The following is an 18308-nucleotide window of genomic DNA, read 5'->3' as shown; positions in this document are numbered from 1 at the left end:
TTTTTTCGGAGTGATATTTAACTTTTTATCTTTCCTTTTTGTTTTAGCAAACAATGATATTTATTTAGAGCCGCACACATTGCAAAAATCGTATTAAAAATCCCAAAAACTCATTTTTTTAAGAATTCGTATTGATATATTTTAGGCTCTATTTTTTTACTTATTATATTGGCATTGTAACTGATTGCCTTGATTAAGCGCATATATTCGGCATCATTTGACTTATTGTTCATCTTACCTTTTTCATTGCGTCCCTGAAAATACTCTTTAATATCGTAAAATCCGGCGTTTATTTGCTCTTTTGCAGCGACATTTAATTCTGTTATCTTTGAATGATAATACTTCCATAATTCCAAGCCAGCTGCCAATAATTGTTCTGCCGCTGTTGAGAATTTCCTATTCTTGATAAAATCATACATAAAATGACTTTCAAATTTGTTTCTTGCATTGACATCCCGCTCTGTATACGGAATCCAGTGATTAATGCCATATTTTGCTTGTATGTTGTTATTAAATAGTGTATAGACTAAACAGTCATTATGGAATTCAGTATCTTTTTCCCAGCCATCAATCGGATATAAGAACTGGTCTCGGTCATTTAACCAAGTTGCTGGTATACACTTGCGAACAGCAAAGTATATACTTGCAGGAATAATATTAGTAAGGGTAGGAGTAATAGTAATAGAGTGTGCACTATCTGAAATTTGATTTTTGATATAAACAAGTCTTTGATTTTGAAAATCATTACGGCCTGAGTTCATCATTCCTAACGGCGTATTATGCTTATCTTTAAATTCAACAAGCCACTTGCTCAAAAAACCCTTTACATCATCGTAAGAATAAATAGTTTTTTGTCCTATATAATCACCATTCTCGATATATACATCAGCTTTTATTTTTACAAAACATTCTTTCTTATCTGTGTCCCACACTTTAAACCCTATCGGAAAATGTCCGTCAACATTGTCAAATGTATATGATGGAACTACAAACATTTTTTCAAGTTTGGCTTTGAATATCTGACGTATTCTGGCAAAGTTCGGGGCGCTCAAAAGTTTCAATTTAGAAAATTCTGCAATTTTACAGCCTGCTATTTCAAAATAGATGCGAATAAGGAATTGCGCAAATACCTCATTTGCTGCCTTACCTATAAGATGTGAATATTTATAATATATGGACTTATTGTTTTTTGCTACACCGTCTTTATTTTTTCCAGTACCTGTTCTCTGTTTGACATTGCCTGCTTCGGCATACGGTGGATTGATAAATATGACAAGCTTTTTTCTTTTTTGCGGATTATTGATTATCTCTTGTAGTCCTTGAGGTAGTTTTGAGAAATCATCATTAAGAAAATCAAACTGAAATACATTGTCTTTGAGTAAATTTGCACCGTTATCTATACGCTCATACATAACATTGACATCCTGTTTGTCTAATGTTGAAGCGTAGATATTATATTTGTTTGAAAGACCTGTTAAAAGATTGCCTGTTCCAGCGGCACAATCCCATATATAATAATCGTCCTGCCAATTTTCACCCAAAACGTCAGCAAGATATTGCTGCGCTTTTTCTACCCATATCTGCGGTGTGAAATATGCGCCTTTTATTTCTCTGACATCTTGAGAAACTAATAAATCCCGGCGGTTGACAATATATTCCCAGTATTCCTCTTTTGGCGGATGCTCATACCTATTCCAAAATTGTGTATGTGCCTTGCCTTTATCTCTAAATCCTACTTCTTGTAGCGATATTAATCCATATTTGTCTATTCTTTTGTTGATGTTATATCTATTATCGTTTAGCAAAACAAATAATTTTTCAGAGATAGTTATATTCTTGGCAGACAACAGGTCAGCTAAATAAAAATCAGCGTCTATCAAATTGTCAACAATATCGTCCCAGTTTATACTAATTGTCGGCTTGACTGCTTCGCGCCATTTGTTATATATAACTATATAGTTATTTTTATCTATTTTGATTTTATTCTGTATGTCATTACCTATCTTAAATTTGTTGTTGATAAATTGCTTAAGCTCTGATTCATCTCTTTCATAGTCAAATAATGCTGCATTCTTATCTATACTTTCTTTTATGAAACTGTATATTTGCTTGAATTCTTTTGTTGTATGATCACTCGGTGTAACATTCCAATTAAAATCATTCTGACTAAATATATGTTGTATTTCAGAATAAGGAACAAACGCTATTTGAACCGCATCAAACGCTCCGATATACATTGGCGGCAGCTCTTTTGTGTAAGTTTTAGCTTTGCCAATAGTTAAAATAAGCTGTGTAATGGATGCGTAAATATCTGATTTACCTTTCTTGCTTTCCGCCCAGAAAAAATCTGTTCTGTTTTCAAACATATCAAGAACATGGACTTTCCGTGAAACACAAAAATCGATATTACCTATAATATAAACCGTATCAAATGCTTTAAATATGTCAACAGCTATTCTGCGTTTGATTTCTTCTTCTTTTTTTACCTTCAGATAATTTTGCATTTCTTATCCTTATTAAATATGAATTTGTCAAGCATGTACTTTACTGATATATAACGTTCAAAAATCAGCGATGTGGATCTATTTCCAGTCCTAAATCTTTTATCATCTGTTTGTCGGTTTTCGGGTCTCTTCCCCAAGTGGTGAGATAACCGCCGCTCATGGTGCCGTTTGCTCCTGCATAAAAAATCATCGACTGCAAATCGCGCAGATTTATTTCCCTGCCGCCGCATATCATAATGTCAGGAGTTTGAAGAATTATTCTAAATACGGCTATCGTTTTTAATATTTCAACCGGAGCAAGAGGCGTTATGTTTTCAAGTGCAGTGCCTTTTACCGGCATTAAAAAGTTCATTGGAACGCTGTCCGCTCCGAGTTCTTTTAATGTAAAAGCCAATTCTATTCTGTCTTTAACGGATTCGCCCATGCCGAATAATCCACCCGAGCATATTTCGTACCCCAAAGCTTTTGCCCTTTTTATAGTGTTTTTTCTTTCCTCATAACTGTGCGTTGTACAGATATTTGGAAAAAAACTTTCGGAAGTTTCCAGATTATGATGAAGCTTTTTTAAGCCGGCTTTTTGAAGTTTTTTTAAATTTTCATCGGATAGATATCCTACGGACATGCCAAAATGGTCTGATTTTTTATGCTTTTTAAGCAAATCGCAAAGTCTGTCTATTTCTTCATCGGTTAAATTGTTTCCACTTGAAACTATGCCAAAACATCCGGCGTTTTCAAGAGCTTTATTTGAAACTTCTTCTATTTTTTCGTTTGAAACTAAAGGATAGACATTGACATTTGTTTTATGATGAGCAGATTGTGCACAAAATTTACAGTTTTCGCTGCATTGTCCCGATTTTGCATTGATAATGGAACAAATTTTTACTTTGTTGCCTTTATATTTTTTACGTATTTTTGAAGCTGCAAAAAAAAGTTCTTCAATTTCAAAATCAAAAAGTTTTGATGCTTCTTCTTTTGTAATCTGCTGTCCGTCTATGATTTCCAAAATAAGTTTTTCCATTTAGCCGCTTATCCTCTTTTAATAAATCTAAAAAATTCTATAATATAAAAAAAACACGGTCAATTTTAATTATTTTGTATAAAGTTTACATTATTTAAAGATTTTTGGCTTATGTGAAAAGCTAAAATCGGCAAACTGAGTGTTTTTCTGACAAGTAAAGCGCGTCGAAACAAAATTCGACACGGTTATTCCACAGGACTATTTTTAGGTTTCTGATGTACAAACTACGGTTCTTTGGACAGTTTTCGGCTCTGTGGGAACATAATTTAATTTTCAGATGTTATTGTTTTAGTATTTTAATATGAAGATGAAGGCTGGATAAAGAACAAGAGCATAAATCATGCGGCTTGCACGCAAGGTTACTGCTTCTCAGCCTCCTTTTATGCTTTTATATTTTTCCGTCTGCAAGGATATTAGAATTCTATTTTTATTTTTACTGTTTTGGATTTTACTATGGTTTTTGCTGCGTCTATTTGTTTTAACGCTTTTTCAAGATTTTCTCGATTTGTCATATGAGTCGTAATTATTATCTGGGTAATGCCGTCTTCTTCCATATCGGGCTGTGAAAGGCTTGCAATTGAAACTTTGTATTTACCCAAAATGCCGGAAATCTTTGCAAGAACGCCCGGTTTGTCCACAACGTTGAAACGCAGATAATAAGAACTCTTACTTTTTCCGGATGGAAGAATTTTTATTTTTGTTTTTTTATCGTAAATTACATCCGGCACGATTCCTGCTGTATTTGTAACTATAAATTTTGAAAGATTTATTATGTCAGAAACGACTGCACTTGCAGCAGGCAGTTGTCCTGCTCCTTTGCCGTAAAACAAAACATCATCCGAATCTTTTCCGGTAATCGTTACGGCATTATATTCATTTTCAACGGTTGCAAAGGCATGTCCGTGTTTTACCAGACACGGCTGTACAGATAAATCTATTCCAGCTTTTGTTTTTTGCGCCGAACCGATAAGTTTTATGTCATAACCGAACTCCTGCGCTATTAAAACGTCAGCTATGTCCAGATCTCCTATACCTTTTACGGAAATGTTTTTGACTTTTATCCAGCCGCCCCATGCAAGCGAAGCAAGTATGGCTAACTTATTTGCTGTATCTATGCCATTAACATCAAATGAAGGGTCAGCTTCCGCAAAACCCGCTTTTTGAGCGGCTTTTAAAGCTTCATCGTAGTCAACACCTTTTTTTGTCATTTCACTTAAAATGAAATTTGTCGTACCATTTAAAATGCCTTTGATTTCAAGAATTTCTTCTGAAGCCATTCCTTCGCTTAAACCCTGAACGACAGGAATAACGCCGCCAACCGAAGCTTCATAATAAATCGATTTTTGGCAATTCTGAGCCGTAGTAAAAATCTGGTCCCAATATTTTGCCAAAACAGCTTTGTTTGCAGTAACGACGTTTTTTCCGGCTTGCAGAGCTTCTAGAATTATCGTTCTTGCGGGCTCGTATCCTCCGATAAGTTCTATGATTAAATCGATTTCTGGATCTTTTATGATGTCTTTGAAATTTTTAACGTAAAGTTCTGGCCTGTCTATCGGGTTTAAATCACATATTGACTTGATTTTCACCGGTTTTCCGACTTTACGCAATGCTATTTTTTTGTTTTCTTCCAAAATTTTTACTACGCCTTTGCCTACAGTGCCGTACCCTATAAGCCCTGCATTGATATATTTCTTTTTCATAAAACCGTTTCCTTTATTTTTAAATGCTTTTTGAAACATTTTGATTTGCTGCGTTTTTGGTAAATTTATTTATTCTAAGAAGCGCATCATGAAAGCGCCTGTCATGCGTTACAAGCGATATTCGCACATACCCTTCGCCATGTTTGCCGAAACCCACTCCAGGCGAAACCACAACACCAGTTTCTTTTATAAGTTTTTCTGCAACTTTTAATGACCCTTCTTTTAACAAACAGTCGGGCAAACCCGCCCAAATATACATTGTCGCTTTGCTTTCTCTGACTTTCCAGCCTATTTTCTGTAAACCATACGTCATTTTTTTCATTCTTCTTTCATAAACTGTAGAAAGCTCTTTTACGCATTCCCGAGAACCGTTTAAAGCTGCAATGCCGGCAAGCTGCATAAAAGTCGGCGCGCCATAATCTAAAAATGATTTAAATTTTTCTAACGGGCCGACAAGCTTTTTGTCCCCGCAAACCCATCCGAGCCTCCAGCCTGCCATATTAAATGTCTTGGAAAATGAATGAAATTCCAAAGCGACCTCTTTTGCCCCATGAAACTCAAAAATCGAAGGTGCGCAGTAATCGCCGAAAGTGAGTTCTGAATAAGCATTGTCGGAAACCAGCAAAATATTATACTTTTTGCAAAATCTTATGGCTTCTTTCCAAAATTCATTATCTTCAACAACAGCAGCTGTCGGATTATTTGGGTAATTTAAAAACATTATTTTTGCTTTTTGTGCCGTTTTTTCCGGTATTTTCGTAAAATCCGGCAGAAACTCGTTTTTTTCAAGAAGAGGCATTGAATAGATTTTTGCGCCGGCAAGAACAACTCCATTAAAATGTACGGGATAAGCGGGGTCACAGACTAAAACATAATCTCCTGGATTTAGATAAGACATGCAAAGATGAGCAATTCCTTCTTTTGAACCTATAAGCGCAAGAATTTCACTTTCAGGTTCCATATTTACGCCGAACCTTCTCCCCATCCATTCGGCTACAGCCCTTCTGAATTTCGGCATACCCTTTGCCTGCGGGTATCTGTGTGTATTATGATGATGTTTTACAGTATCACAAAGCCTGTCAACAATATGATTGGGCGTAGGCAAATCCGGATTACCCATGCCCAAATCGATTACATCAAGATTTTTTGTGTAAGCTTCAGTTTTTAAAAGGTTAATTTTTGTAAAAAGATATGGCGGTAACTTATCTAATTTTTTTGATGGCTCTATATTTATCATAAATTTGGTACTCTGCTATTGTATTATTTTCCTGAGGGTAGTGGTGGGCTTGAAAGAAACCTTTTTGCCGGGTGGAACAGGAATCACTTCGCCCGTTTTAGGGTTTCTGCCCTGTCTAGCTTTGCGTGATTTAGCTCGGAATGAGCCAAGCCCTGAAAGCGAAATGACCTCACCGGTTTTCAGACTGTCCTGTATAACTTTTACGAGAGCTTTTATTGCTCGATTGGAATCGCCTTGAGTTAATCCTGAAACATCTGAAACCTGCCTAATGACATCGGGCTTTTTCATCTGAAAAATACCTCCGCAACTTAATAGCTGCTAAATTTTCAAAACGCCTTTAATTTATAATATAATTTTAAAAAAAAGTCAATAATTCTCTAAAAAAACGATAATGATTTTATTTTCAATCATTTTTTGATTTTTTGTGGGCATGCAATTTTTTTTGTTTATTTGACTTTTATTTCGAGTATTATATATAATTTTTAATTATTTATGAAATATAAAAATCTTTTTGATTATCTACCGTATATTTTAAAAATATTTAAAGCTCCGGGCTTTCGATGGTAATTCCGCAGCTGTCGCAGCCATTTCTTTAATTTATTAAATAAGGAGAGCAGAATGTCAAAATCAAGTTTAAAGAAAATAATATTAAACGAGCAGGACATGCCTAAACAGTGGTACAACATACAGGCAGATCTTCCGCAGCCGCTCGATCCGCCGTTTAACACAAAAACTGGAAAACCTGCCACCGCACAGGACTTATCGGCAATTTTTCCCGCAGAAATCATAAAACAAGAAATGAGCATGGAAAGATTTATAGATATTCCGTCGGAAGTCCTTGACGTTTACAAAATATGGAGACCTTCCCCGCTCGTAAGGGCATACAATCTTGAAAAAACTTTAGACACCCCCGCAAAAATATACTTTAAAAATGAAAGTGTAAGTCCTTCGGGCAGCCATAAATCCAATTCCGCAGTTGCGCAGGCTTACTATAACATGAAAGAAGGCGTAAAAAGGATAGCTACGGAAACTGGCGCAGGACAGTGGGGATCGGCTCTCGCTATGGCCTGCAAAATGTTTGGCATCGAATGCGTCATTTATATGGTTAAAGTTTCTTTTGAACAAAAACCTTACAGAAAATCTTTAATGCAAGTTTACGGAGCACAGGTTTTTTCCAGCCCTTCAGTTCAAACCGAAGTCGGAAGAAAAGTTATAGTCGAAGATCCGGACAATCAGGGTTCTTTGGGAATAGCGATTTCCGAAGCTATCGAAGATGTGATTACACATAAAAATGCGAAATATTCTCTAGGAAGCGTTTTAAATCATGTAGCAATGCATCAAACAGTAATAGGTCTTGAAGCAAAAAAGCAGCTTGAAATAGCAGGCGATTATCCCGATATAGTTATCGCATGTCTTGGCGGCGGTTCAAACTTTTCGGGAACGGCTTTTCCTTTTATAATGGACAAACTGCATGGTAAAAAAGCGGATTTAAAGGCGATCGCAGTGGAACCTTCAGCATGCCCAAAACTTTCAAAAGGCATTTTAGCGTACGATTATGGTGACACGTCGGGATTTACGCCTGCTCTTAAAATGTATACGCTTGGACATACTTTTATGCCAGGCGGAATACATGCAGGAGGACTGCGTTATCACGGAGCATCTCCGCTCGTTTCGGCTTTGGTAAAACATAAAATCGTTACACCGATAGCGGTAAAGCAGCGCGAAGTTTTTGATGCTGCAGTAACTTTTGCGAGAACGGAAGGAATTCTTCCTGCGCCAGAATCGGCACACGCGATAAAAGCGGCCATCGATGAAGCACTTAAAGCAAAAGAAGAAGGAAAATCAAAAACTATTCTTTTCAATCTTTCAGGTCACGGACATTTCGATTTATCCGCATATGATAACTACCTTTCCGGAAAAATGCTGGATTATGAGTATCCTTCGGAAAAAGTTGAAGAAGCTTTATCTCATCTGCCGAAAGTAGATTCATAACAAATAGCACATATTTATTGTTGCATAAATAAAGCATGCTTTTATTGTATAACGGGCAAAAATCGTAATTACGGCAAACGGGTATTCAAACGCCGTCGTAACTTTTATTAATGCGTCCGACGCGGTAATATATATAAGCTGCGTATCGTATTTCAAACCTTCCCGCAAAGATGTACAGCCGCTTGGTTTTGATATGCCTTTACTATTCTTTGATATAGGAATATATGGAGATGATATTGAAAAAGAATACGAGAAGTTAAACAAGTATATTCAGGCAAGGGAAAGAGACCTGCAATATGCAAAGGGTAATGATTCTTCATACTGTATTTATATGTGTACTGCGGGCTTGCTGCCAGATACGGCATAATGCTGCCGATGGCGGAAGGAAGCCCATGGACAATGACCGCAAACCAGATGTATGATTATTTCGGCAAATCCGGTAACGGCGAAATGATTCCACGAATGGCAAGCGGCGTTCTTGACCATACCACAGCTCAACAGCTTGCAGCTGAGGGCAACATAATTCTGGCAATATATAACAATCCCTCAGGCGGACAAGGACATGTAGTGTTTGTAACAGGCAATGATTTACAAGACGGCAAAGTTATAGTTGACGGTTATAACACCAGAACTAAAGAGATTGGAGAAACAGATAATTTTTCAGTGCAATTTGGTCCAGACAGAGTACCTGCAGCTGATTTTTTTTGTAATAAGAAGACATAAAATGTTAAATATGAAATAAATAATAGTAATATTTACGCTTTTTATATTATCCGCTTGCGGGGTAGCGGCTGATGATATGCAACAGCCGTACAATGAAGCTTCTATGCTTTACAGGCTTGAAAAAAGGTATTGTTCTTTTGACGGATATGTAATAAACAAAAATGAACTGTACATATGTTTAAATTATGATGCTGGCAACGGACATAGTAAAACACTTATATTAAAGTACCGCGACAGGCATTTGATGGAATTAACGCTAAAAGAACAAGAAATAAATTCTCTGTTGGAAAATATAATACCTGTACGTGACGCTGAAGATTACGATAATTTTGATAATAAAATTATTATTAACGACAAAAAATATATTAATCTTATCCCGCTCCGCACAGAAGAAGAAAGACAAGAACTTTTGGCAAGAGGTTTGGATATAATAAGTGCAGATAAAATTTTTGAGTTAGCAGAAGGCAGCAAGAGAAGGGTTCTTTCAAAAAATTATATAGCAATAATGGCGCGTACATATTTTTATGTTGATAATGTGAATGAAAAAATATATTTTTACGGAACGCATTTTGTCGGAAATTTGAAAGGCCGTACTTCAGATGAAGTGGAAAAAGATACTATCGGGATTTATGTTTGTGATTTAAAAACAGGTAAATTTTATGAGATTATGACTGAAAAGAAAAATAATCCTCAAAGAAAGACTTTTATGGACCCGATAAGAATACCTGATACACCGTATTTACTGTATCATACTTATAGTCTAGGCGGAGAGTGGGCAAATTCTTCAAAACTCGCGGTAAACAGAGTTCACGGCACAGAATTTTGGATACAGGAAATCCCGGAATGGAAATAAAAGCTGTTTTTTATATGCACTATATTAAATTGAATAGAAGAAAGGAGCACAAATGGCAAAAACAGGAATAATATGCACAATGGGGCCGGCGACGCGTTCTTTATCAGTTCTGAAAAAAATGGCGTACGCGGGAATGACGGTTATAAGGCTTAATTTTTCGCACGGAACTTATGTCGAACACGAAAAAGATTTTGCGTTAATAAGAAATTTCAATAAAAAATACAGCAGAGACATAAAAATTCTTGCAGATCTTGAAGGTCACAGAATAAGGGTCGGAGAAATCAAAAATGGTAAAGTCGAACTGAAAAAGAAACAAAAACTTATACTTACGAATAAAGAGGTTGCCGGCAACAATAAAAAGATTTACATAGATTACTCAAATTCTCTTATGGACATAAAAAAAGGTTTCGATATTTTTATAGATGATGGTAACTTAAAACTAAAAGTATTGTCTTCGAAAAAAGATGAGCTTATCACAGAAGTGCAGTCGGATTACGTTCTCAAAACGCATAAAGGCATCAACATACCGCAGGCGAACCTTCAATTTCCTCATATGGAAAAAAAAGACATGGAAGATATGCGTTTTGCTTTAAAACGCAATGTCGATTTTGTTGCAAATTCTTTTGTGAGAACTGCGGGTGACATGAGACCTCTTATTTCCATATTGGAAAAAGAAAAAAAGAAAGACTGTTGTAAACTTATAGCTAAAATTGAAGACAGGGAAGGAATAGACAATCTTCCTTCGATTCTTGACGTGTGCGATGGCATAATGGTCGCAAGGGGCGACATGGGAATTTCGATTCCGCTGTGGACTGTGCCTGTTGTACAAAAATATATAATAAAGAAATGCCGTTCGCGCAAAAAGTTCGTCATAACCGCGACGCAAATGCTTGAAAGCATGGTGGAAAACCCGATTCCGACAAGAGCAGAAGTCAGCGATGTTGCAAACGCTATCATTGACGGAAGCGATTATGTAATGCTTTCAGCAGAAACCGCGGTAGGACAATATCCCGCCGAAGCGGTTGAAATGATGGGAAACATCATTAAGTTCACGGAAAAGAACAGTTACAGGCTGCCGCTGGTAAAGTAACAGGAGTCCAATTAATAATTAACAATGAACCGTTTAGAATTTCGGCGCGGACGAACCTGTTAACAGGTTTTGCAAGCCTGACTTGCGAAACACAATAATGATTATTTATTAATTGTTTAATAATAACGATGATAAAAATAAAAGAAGAGTTTAAACTGCCCACTGTTTTAGGCATCGGCTTATTGCTGGTGTTTGTTGAAACGGTGGGCAGCTTTTTTTCCGGAAGCCTTTCTCTTTTAAGTCACGCGGGCTTGATGCTCGCAGCGTCGTTTGCTGCGCTGCCTGCAATAATCGGCAAAAATTTAAACATAAGCAAAGAAGAAGGCGAAGCCTTTAAACGTTCGCAGTTCTATTCGATATGTTTAAACGGGGTTATGCTGCTGATAATCGCTCTGTATATAATTTATAAAGCGGTTGTTCTTTTTGCTGACCCTGTGGGGATTAACCTTGCTATGACATGCTGGATGGCATTTTCGGCTTTTACAGGGCTGGCTTTTTGCTTATTGCTTCTTTATCCCGAAATCAAAAAAAATAAAGACATAAAAACGCTTTTCATAAAATACGCGCTGTGCGCCGCTTTAATGCCGTTGATTGCCTCTGCATCAGCAATATATTATCTTAAGGACATGTATTTTTTTGACCCTGTTTTGAGCCTTTTTATCGCGGCGTTTATAATTGTCCAGGTTATTTCACTCCTCAAACAAGCTCTGCTTGCGTTGATAAAATAAAAACTTTTTTGCTTCAGTAATAGTATTTTGTCGTGATGATATTTATAATCATCCAAATGGTTTTACTATATTCAAGCGAATCTTGCAAGCACGAAAAATATTATGGTATAATTACGGGCAATTTAAATACTTTTTAATAAATATTGTGAACTCATCGCGTCTTTCTCTTTGTTCGGATGTATAAATTATTAGTTCTTATATTAATGACTTTTATCTTGCCGTAATATAATTAAAAAGAGGATACAATGAAAAAATTATTTTTGTATTTTGTTGTTTCGTTTTTCTTTGTTTCAAATGTTTTTGCAGCACAGACCATTGACACCATTATGAAAAGAACAAGCGTCAGAAGTTATGAAAGGGGCAAAATAGAACAGCAGGACTTGGACATTATTTTGAAAGCTGCCATGGCTGCTCCGAGCGCTAGGAATGTTCAGCCATGGGCTTTCATCATAGTTGACGATCACGAAGTGATTGACTCTCTTGCAGACAAGCTTCCTTATGCAAAAATGCTCAGAGAAGCTTCTATAGCAATAATAGTCTGCGGGAAAAAAGACTCGGAAGATTTTTGGATAATGGATTGTTCGGCAGCTACGGAAAATATTTTGCTTGCCGTGCAGGATTTGGGACTTGGCGCAGTATGGACGGCTGTTTATCCGGACAAAAAAAGAGTTGACGCCGTAAGAAAAACTTTCTCAATACCTTCTGAATTTGTTCCTTTAAACGTAATTCCAATAGGCAAGCCCAAAGGCGAAACACAGCCGAAAAACAAGTATGATGCAGGAAAAATCCATACCAACAAATGGTAGCTTTTCTGTAACAATAAAGAGCAGATTTTGAATCACATACAGGCTGACAACCCTGCATTTTGTTCCACCTGCTCATTTGTCATTGCATGTTCTTGTGATTGTGCGACATATTAAAGCATTGCGCTGCACTCTGTGCGGCGCAATTTTGAGGGGATTTTGAAAAAATGGTTCTTGCCTTTGCTGCATTTCTGTTGTTTGCCGTATCTAAGATTCCATTTTGTTTCTCAGAAAAAAAAACACTTGACAAAAATAAAATAAGTTTGTAGATTATTGCTAATTTAATACAAAATGGCAACGGAGCCGAAGAAAACTTTTCTTCGGCTCCGTTTTGTTTTCAGCATTTTAATGATTGGTACGGCAAAGGCGCCGGAGAAAAAAATCTCCGGCGCCTTGTTCTTTGAAATTAGAATAAAAGCGTACTGCTAAAACTCCATAAATAAAAAAGGAGGAAAATAAAAGTTTGTCGCGGAAGTTATAAATTTTTGTAAGGAGGAATATCATGGAACAAACAGTATTTGTATCTGTGGATACTTTATGGGTATTGTTCGGAGCGACTTTGGTATTTTTTATGCAGCCAGGATTTGCAATGCTTGAAGCCGGATTTACAAGAGCCAAAAATGCAGGCAATATAGTTTTGAAAAATCTTATGGATCTCAGTTTAGGTTCCTTGTTTTTTTGGATTATAGGGTTTGGAATAATGTTCGGAGCGGGCAGCGGCTTTTTCGGGTCGTTTGATTTGTTCAGCAAAGCTGACACATATGGAGGAAGCTATCCTTCTCACGCTTTTTTGATTTTTCAAACGGTTTTTTGCGCTACGGCTGCAACAATAGTTTCAGGCGCTATGGCGGAAAGAACAAAATTTACTGCTTACATAGTTTACAGTATAGTGATAAGCGCGATAGTCTATCCGATTTCGGGACATTGGATTTGGGGCGGTGGCTGGCTTGGAGAACTTGGATTTCACGATTTTGCAGGTTCGACTACAGTACATATGGTAGGCGGCGTTGCGGCTTTTGTAGGTGCGGCCATACTGGGTCCTCGTATCGGAAAATATTCTAAAAATGGAGTTTCGCAGGCTATACCCGGACACAGCATAACGCTCGGCGCTTTGGGCGTATTTATATTGTGGTTCGGCTGGTTTGGATTTAACGGAGCTTCTACCGTTTCAATGACGGGTGACGGCATAGTTTCCGCATCAAGTATTTTTGTCACTACAAATCTTGCGGCAGCTGCAGGAGCTGCGGTAACTTTGTTTTTCACGTGGATACGTTACAAGAAGCCTGACGTTTCGATGACTTTAAACGGAGTTCTGGCAGGACTTGTAGCCATTACTGCCGGATGCGACGCGGTTTCGCCTTTGGGAGCTGCAATAATAGGTGGTACTGCAGGAATAGTCGTTGTGCTTGCGGTAGAATTCATAGATAAAATTTTGAAAGTTGACGATCCCGTAGGAGCTGTCGCCGTTCACGGAGTCTGCGGAGCGCTGGGAACGCTTTTAACCGGAGTTTTTGCACTGGACGGAGGTCTGCTTTATGGCGGCGGTCTTAGAATGCTGGGAATTCAGACTTTGGGAGTGATAACGGTTGGCATATGGATTGCAGTTACAATGGCAATCACTTTTTTCGCTATCAAAAAGACTATCGGAATCAGAGTCGATAAAGAAGAAGAGATAACGGGGCTTGATATAGTCGAACATAATCTCATAGGGTACGCGGATTTTATGCCTTCTTTGTTTTCTTCTACTGTTGACAGCGAGACAGGCGAAGTGAAGACAAGCGACGTTCCGTCGCCGCCTGTTCCCACACATACCGGCACTAAACTTACTAAAGTCGTAGTGATTATCAACCAGAATAAATTTGAAAAACTTAAAGCGGCTTTGGACGGTTTGGGCATTACGGGCATTACGATAACTCAGGTTTTGGGCCGCGGTATGCAAAGAGGTCATGCGGAATATTACAGAGGTTCTGTTATTGAAACCGCTTTGCTGCCTAAAGTAAAACTAGAAATAGTAGTAGCAAAAATTCCTGTACAAACTTTGGTGGACACTATAAAGAAAACACTTCATACAGGAAATATCGGAGATGGAAAAATATTTGTTTACAATGTCGAAAATGTAATAAAAGTGCGCACAAGCGAGGAAGGGTACGATGCTTTGCAAGATGAAACAAATTAAAAAAAGCTGAAAAGATTTAAATTTTAGAAAAAAATAAAAGACAAAATTGAACAACGTGCCGGTATACGGCGTGGAATATGAAAATGATGTTGGCACCTTGTGCGTTCTACGGATTTTGTCATAAAAAGGGGGTAGTAAAATGAAAAAGATTTTAGCGGCAGTATTAATGACAGCAGTAGCGGCTGTAAACGTTTTGGCCTTTGATTGGTATGCGGGAACGTCTCTGAATTTTCACACGCTTTCTGGAGACGATGCGGAAGGTTCATATTTTGCAATAGCTCCGGAAATCGGCTATATTTTTTCGGATAAAATCGACGCGGGAGTAGGATTTGGCTATGAATCCGATGACAAGTATAATGCTACTTCTGTAAAAACTGACACGTGGTCGGTTATTCCTTTTGTCCGTTATAAAGCTTTTGCAGCCGGAAGTTTTGCTTTTTATGCAAGATTACAGCTTAGCTATGGAAGTTCAAAAGTAGACGGAGAGGATGAGTCAATTGATACTTTCGGAGTTGCGGCATTGCCTGTAGTCGAATATGCCATTTCCGACAGGTTTACTCTCTGGACAAGTTTTGGAGCGTTGTCCTATACGACTGTGTCAAGCGGGGACAATTCAGTCAGTGATTTCGGACTTGATTTGGATATGAATGCGCTTACTTTTGGTTTTGCAGTAAATTTTTAATTTTATAGGTAAAAAAACGGGCGAATAAAATTTTATCCGCCCGTTTTCTACTTATTAACATGACCGGTGAGCTGTCTGCAAGGAACAACTTTACCGTCGTTGCGGTGCAAAAATTCCATTTTTTCTTTGAAATCTGTTCCATGAAGCCGAACATAGTACATTGTGTTTTACTTTACAGTTATTTCAACTCTTCTGTTTTGTATTCTTCCATTTTTAGTATTGTTGTCTGCGATGGGGTTTATCTGTCCTCTGCCGAAATACATAATTTTTTTGCCCGGAATACCGTTTTTTTTCAATTCCTCGCTAACCTCTTTAGCCCTGTCTCTTGAAAGCAGTTTGTTCATTTTGACATCCCCGCTGTTATCGGTATACGCTTCAACAATGACCGCACTATATTTAATTTTTTTATCTCATCTGCAAACTTTTTAAGATAATCCTGCAGGCTTGCATTTACTGAAGAGCTGCCCGGATCAAAATAAAATCCCGCAATTACCGTCTTCCTGCCATACGCAATACTGTTTATCGCATTTATGGAGTCCGAAAGAAATTCTATCTCTCCATCTTGCGAGGCTGGAGCATAAACCGCTGAAAACAATATGATAAGCATAATTAAAATATTTTTGATTACCATTTAAAAACCTCATTTTAATTTGTTTATGTTTAAAACTGTCTCAAAATTTTTAGCAGTTTATATTATATAAAAATCCACTAATACGTAAAATTTTTATTTTTGTTAATGCAAAGATAAAAATGGATTGTAAAGATAGTTTATAATATCTTTATAAAAGGAAAGATTTTTCAGCTTTAAAGTTCAAATTTATGTTTATCGTTAGGGGCAAGAAGATATGTCCCTATTCGAAAACGTGCGGCTGTTAAGCTTCCAACACCTGCATTTAAATCAGGGGTTTTTTGTGGCAAGACAAAAAGAGGGATATTTAAAAATTGATAAAAATGTTCAAAATCAGCTTTAAATTGGCTGCAGAAAATAAAAAAGACCATTTCTATTTTGACCTTAACGACCTCTTATAAAATCTGTTGTAATTAGGTATAATAATTAAATCTTACATGAAATGGAGAGGTTTTTTTTGATGAAAAAATTATTGTTTCTAACTTTAATTTTTACTTTGTTTATTGCCGATACTTTTTGTGATAATGCAGCGCAGGGACATGATGAAACTGCCGCCAAAGTTGTGCAATATATGTCTGCCGCGAACGAATTTATGGCATCCGAAAAATATCCCGAAGCGAAATCTAATATTGATAAAGCTGTTGAAATAGACCCAGGTTCTTCAAACCTTTATGCTATGCGCGCATATATAAAAGCTGCTTTGCAGGATTATAAAGGCGCAATGGAAGATTATGATTATTCGATAAAACTTGACAAAAAAAATGAAGCCGCATATGCTAACAGAGCGGCAATAAAGTATATGCTTGAAGACTATAAAGGCGCTCTTAAAGACAGTGAAAAAGCCCTAAAATACAATCCTTATATTTCAGCTGCATATCTCACCGCTGGGAACTCCAAAATATATATCGGGAAAGCTAAATCTGCTGTAAAAGATTTTAATAAAGCGCTGAAAATTGATCCCACAAACGCAAATATTTATTTCAGCAGAGGCTATGCCAGAGAACTGGCCGGTGATGTGGAGCTTGCAATAGAAGATTATTTAACGGCGGTTGATTTGGATCCTGAGTTTACGGAAGCATATGAAAACTGCGAAGTTCTCATGAGAAAACTTAAAAAAGATGGTTTTACAAAAGAGTATGAGAAATATGAAAATTATGTTTTCAAATATGAAGAGTCATATCTAAAACGCGCACGCATCAAATATAAAATGAAGAATTATGAAAGCGCTTTAAATGATTTGAACAAACTTGCCAAATTGCGGACGGAAGATTACAGATTGTATGAATATATCGCGATAATAGAATATAATGTCGGAAATTTTGAAAATGCGGTCGAAAATTTTACAAAAGCGATAAAGCTTAACCATAAAAATGCGAATCTGCGGTTTTTGCGCGCAATAGCGGAAAACAGAATTAATGATTACGAAAAAGCGCAAAAAGATTTGAATAAAGTCATAGAAATGCAGCCTGATAATGGAAAAGCTTATCTTCTCAGAGGGCTTGTCAAAGAAAGTCAGAAAGATTATAAAAGTGCGCGCAAAGATTTAAATAAAGCCGATTCTCTAGGCATTAAGCTGGGTTATGTAAACGTAAATGAAATACCTTTTGAAATGGAATGATTTTTGCAGGAAAAAAATTAAATTATAAAATTTGGGAGAAAAGAAATGAGCATTTTGTTTGACAGGACAAGTGTAAGAAAATATTTGTTGGAAGAAGTTAAAGATGAAGATTTAAATTTTATCTTAAAAGCGGCAATGTCTGCGCCTACCGCAAGAAATACGCGCTGCTGGAGTTTTATTGTTATAAAAAATAAAGAAACGCATAAAAAAATCGCTCAAGTTCACAAAGCTGCGCAGATGGTTTTGGAAGCGCCCCTCGCGATACTCGTTACAGGTGACGAAGATTTGGCCTATGAAAAATATTTGCCGCAGGATTGTGCCGCAGCTATTCAAAATATACTTCTTGCTGCTGCGGAAAAAGGGTATGGTTCCGTTTGGTGTGGAATATATGGAAATGAAGAAAGAATGGACGCTTTCACTAAATTGTTTGACCTGCCTGCAAATATAAAACCTTTCGGACTTGCCGTAATCGGCAAATCTGCGATAAAACCTACACAAAAAGAAAGGTGGAGTCCTGAAAAAATTAAATACGAAGCTTGGAAATAAGAGGAAGAGT

General features: G+C 37.0%; 19 protein-coding genes. 11 read left to right on the top strand and 8 right to left on the bottom strand.

Annotated elements, in window-relative coordinates:
* Positions 1–110 precede the first annotated feature (110 nt).
* The 5 genes from LBD46_00550 to LBD46_00530 all read right to left on the bottom strand — a co-directional run bounded on the left by LBD46_00550 (position 111) and on the right by LBD46_00530 (position 6747).
* Positions 111–2504, bottom strand: coding sequence for a hypothetical protein (locus tag LBD46_00550; GenBank protein MDR2425667.1), 2394 nt, complete (start codon positions 2502–2504; stop codon positions 111–113).
* A gap of 64 nt (positions 2505–2568) precedes the next feature.
* Complete coding sequence (gene bioB / locus LBD46_00545; GenBank protein ID MDR2425666.1) at positions 2569–3522, bottom strand: biotin synthase BioB; 954 nt, start codon at positions 3520–3522, stop codon at positions 2569–2571.
* Positions 3523–3935: 413 nt separating this feature from the next.
* Positions 3936–5222: a homoserine dehydrogenase gene (locus LBD46_00540; protein ID MDR2425665.1), complete on the bottom strand. Its 1287-nt coding sequence runs from the start codon at positions 5220–5222 to the stop codon at positions 3936–3938.
* 19 nt (positions 5223–5241) lie between these two features.
* Positions 5242–6459, bottom strand: coding sequence for an LL-diaminopimelate aminotransferase (locus LBD46_00535; protein MDR2425664.1), 1218 nt, complete (start codon positions 6457–6459; stop codon positions 5242–5244).
* 15 nt (positions 6460–6474) lie between these two features.
* Positions 6475–6747 (bottom strand): HU family DNA-binding protein, encoded by a 273-nt coding sequence (locus tag LBD46_00530; protein MDR2425663.1) that lies wholly within the window; start codon positions 6745–6747, stop codon positions 6475–6477.
* A gap of 330 nt (positions 6748–7077) precedes the next feature.
* On the opposite strand from LBD46_00530, the gene LBD46_00525 reads away from it, so the two are divergent.
* The 9 genes from LBD46_00525 to LBD46_00485 all read left to right on the top strand — a co-directional run bounded on the left by LBD46_00525 (position 7078) and on the right by LBD46_00485 (position 15506).
* Positions 7078–8451: a TrpB-like pyridoxal phosphate-dependent enzyme gene (locus LBD46_00525; GenBank protein ID MDR2425662.1), complete on the top strand. Its 1374-nt coding sequence runs from the start codon at positions 7078–7080 to the stop codon at positions 8449–8451.
* A gap of 193 nt (positions 8452–8644) precedes the next feature.
* Positions 8645–8818, top strand: coding sequence for a hypothetical protein (locus LBD46_00520; protein ID MDR2425661.1), 174 nt, complete (start codon positions 8645–8647; stop codon positions 8816–8818).
* Positions 8785–9174: a hypothetical protein gene (locus LBD46_00515; protein MDR2425660.1), complete on the top strand. Its 390-nt coding sequence runs from the start codon at positions 8785–8787 to the stop codon at positions 9172–9174. The genes LBD46_00520 and LBD46_00515 overlap by 34 nt, the downstream gene beginning before the upstream one ends.
* Positions 9175–9250: 76 nt before the next feature.
* A complete protein-coding gene (locus LBD46_00510; protein ID MDR2425659.1) occupies positions 9251–10027 on the top strand; it encodes a hypothetical protein in 777 nt (258 codons plus the stop codon).
* A gap of 52 nt (positions 10028–10079) precedes the next feature.
* The gene (pyk, locus tag LBD46_00505) at positions 10080–11117 is read left to right on the top strand and encodes a pyruvate kinase (protein MDR2425658.1); all 1038 of its coding nucleotides are present in this window, start codon (positions 10080–10082) and stop codon (positions 11115–11117) included.
* A gap of 128 nt (positions 11118–11245) precedes the next feature.
* The gene (locus LBD46_00500; GenBank protein ID MDR2425657.1) at positions 11246–11845 is read left to right on the top strand and encodes a cation transporter; all 600 of its coding nucleotides are present in this window, start codon (positions 11246–11248) and stop codon (positions 11843–11845) included.
* Positions 11846–12090: 245 nt separating this feature from the next.
* Positions 12091–12651, top strand: a complete 561-nt coding sequence (locus tag LBD46_00495; GenBank protein MDR2425656.1) for a nitroreductase family protein — start codon at positions 12091–12093, stop codon at positions 12649–12651.
* Positions 12652–13150: 499 nt separating this feature from the next.
* Positions 13151–14824 carry an ammonium transporter gene (amt, locus tag LBD46_00490; GenBank protein MDR2425655.1) on the top strand — a complete coding sequence of 558 codons (1674 nt, stop codon included), beginning with the start codon at positions 13151–13153 and terminating at the stop codon, positions 14822–14824.
* Between the two features lie 139 nt (positions 14825–14963).
* A complete protein-coding gene (locus tag LBD46_00485) occupies positions 14964–15506 on the top strand; it encodes a porin family protein (protein MDR2425654.1) in 543 nt (180 codons plus the stop codon).
* Positions 15507–15673: 167 nt separating this feature from the next.
* Here LBD46_00485 and LBD46_00480 read toward each other — a convergent pair whose 3' ends face one another.
* The 3 genes from LBD46_00480 to LBD46_00470 all read right to left on the bottom strand — a co-directional run bounded on the left by LBD46_00480 (position 15674) and on the right by LBD46_00470 (position 16505).
* Positions 15674–15889: an OmpA family protein gene (locus tag LBD46_00480; GenBank protein MDR2425653.1), complete on the bottom strand. Its 216-nt coding sequence runs from the start codon at positions 15887–15889 to the stop codon at positions 15674–15676.
* Positions 15847–16137: a hypothetical protein gene (locus LBD46_00475; protein ID MDR2425652.1), complete on the bottom strand. Its 291-nt coding sequence runs from the start codon at positions 16135–16137 to the stop codon at positions 15847–15849. The genes LBD46_00480 and LBD46_00475 overlap by 43 nt, the downstream gene beginning before the upstream one ends.
* A gap of 173 nt (positions 16138–16310) precedes the next feature.
* Positions 16311–16505 carry a hypothetical protein gene (locus LBD46_00470; protein MDR2425651.1) on the bottom strand — a complete coding sequence of 65 codons (195 nt, stop codon included), beginning with the start codon at positions 16503–16505 and terminating at the stop codon, positions 16311–16313.
* An 89-nt stretch (positions 16506–16594) separates the two neighbouring features.
* On the opposite strand from LBD46_00470, the gene LBD46_00465 reads away from it, so the two are divergent.
* Together LBD46_00465 and LBD46_00460 are read left to right on the top strand one after the other, a co-directional pair.
* Entirely contained in the window at positions 16595–17752 is a 1158-nt protein-coding gene (locus LBD46_00465) for a tetratricopeptide repeat protein (GenBank protein MDR2425650.1), read from the top strand.
* A 45-nt stretch (positions 17753–17797) separates the two neighbouring features.
* A complete protein-coding gene (locus LBD46_00460; GenBank protein MDR2425649.1) occupies positions 17798–18298 on the top strand; it encodes a nitroreductase family protein in 501 nt (166 codons plus the stop codon).
* Positions 18299–18308 lie beyond the last annotated feature (10 nt).

This window comes from Candidatus Endomicrobium procryptotermitis, assembly GCA_031279415.1.
GTDB classification, from domain to species: domain Bacteria; phylum Elusimicrobiota; class Endomicrobiia; order Endomicrobiales; family Endomicrobiaceae; genus Endomicrobium_B; species Endomicrobium_B procryptotermitis.
Note: the sequence above shows the minus strand (reverse complement) of the source record. Positions and strands in the feature narration are given on the sequence as shown.

Excerpts from the sequence above, each read along its gene's own strand:
- LBD46_00540 (MDR2425665.1), bottom strand. The coding sequence starts at position 5,222 with ATGAAAAAGAAATATATCAATGCAGGGCTTATAGGGTACGGCACTGTA.
- LBD46_00520 (MDR2425661.1), top strand. The coding sequence starts at position 8,645 with ATGCCTTTACTATTCTTTGATATAGGAATATATGGAGATGATATTGAA.
- pyk (MDR2425658.1), top strand. The coding sequence starts at position 10,080 with ATGGCAAAAACAGGAATAATATGCACAATGGGGCCGGCGACGCGTTCT.
- LBD46_00500 (MDR2425657.1), top strand. The coding sequence starts at position 11,246 with ATGATAAAAATAAAAGAAGAGTTTAAACTGCCCACTGTTTTAGGCATC.
- LBD46_00550 (MDR2425667.1), bottom strand. The coding sequence starts at position 2,504 with ATGCAAAATTATCTGAAGGTAAAAAAAGAAGAAGAAATCAAACGCAGA.
- LBD46_00525 (MDR2425662.1), top strand. The coding sequence starts at position 7,078 with ATGTCAAAATCAAGTTTAAAGAAAATAATATTAAACGAGCAGGACATG.
- LBD46_00535 (MDR2425664.1), bottom strand. The coding sequence starts at position 6,459 with ATGATAAATATAGAGCCATCAAAAAAATTAGATAAGTTACCGCCATAT.
- LBD46_00485 (MDR2425654.1), top strand. The coding sequence starts at position 14,964 with ATGAAAAAGATTTTAGCGGCAGTATTAATGACAGCAGTAGCGGCTGTA.
- LBD46_00495 (MDR2425656.1), top strand. The coding sequence starts at position 12,091 with ATGAAAAAATTATTTTTGTATTTTGTTGTTTCGTTTTTCTTTGTTTCA.
- LBD46_00475 (MDR2425652.1), bottom strand. The coding sequence starts at position 16,137 with ATGGTAATCAAAAATATTTTAATTATGCTTATCATATTGTTTTCAGCG.
- LBD46_00510 (MDR2425659.1), top strand. The coding sequence starts at position 9,251 with ATGCAACAGCCGTACAATGAAGCTTCTATGCTTTACAGGCTTGAAAAA.
- LBD46_00470 (MDR2425651.1), bottom strand. The coding sequence starts at position 16,505 with ATGGTCTTTTTTATTTTCTGCAGCCAATTTAAAGCTGATTTTGAACAT.
- bioB (MDR2425666.1), bottom strand. The coding sequence starts at position 3,522 with ATGGAAAAACTTATTTTGGAAATCATAGACGGACAGCAGATTACAAAA.
- amt (MDR2425655.1), top strand. The coding sequence starts at position 13,151 with ATGGAACAAACAGTATTTGTATCTGTGGATACTTTATGGGTATTGTTC.
- LBD46_00460 (MDR2425649.1), top strand. The coding sequence starts at position 17,798 with ATGAGCATTTTGTTTGACAGGACAAGTGTAAGAAAATATTTGTTGGAA.
- LBD46_00530 (MDR2425663.1), bottom strand. The coding sequence starts at position 6,747 with ATGAAAAAGCCCGATGTCATTAGGCAGGTTTCAGATGTTTCAGGATTA.
- LBD46_00465 (MDR2425650.1), top strand. The coding sequence starts at position 16,595 with ATGAAAAAATTATTGTTTCTAACTTTAATTTTTACTTTGTTTATTGCC.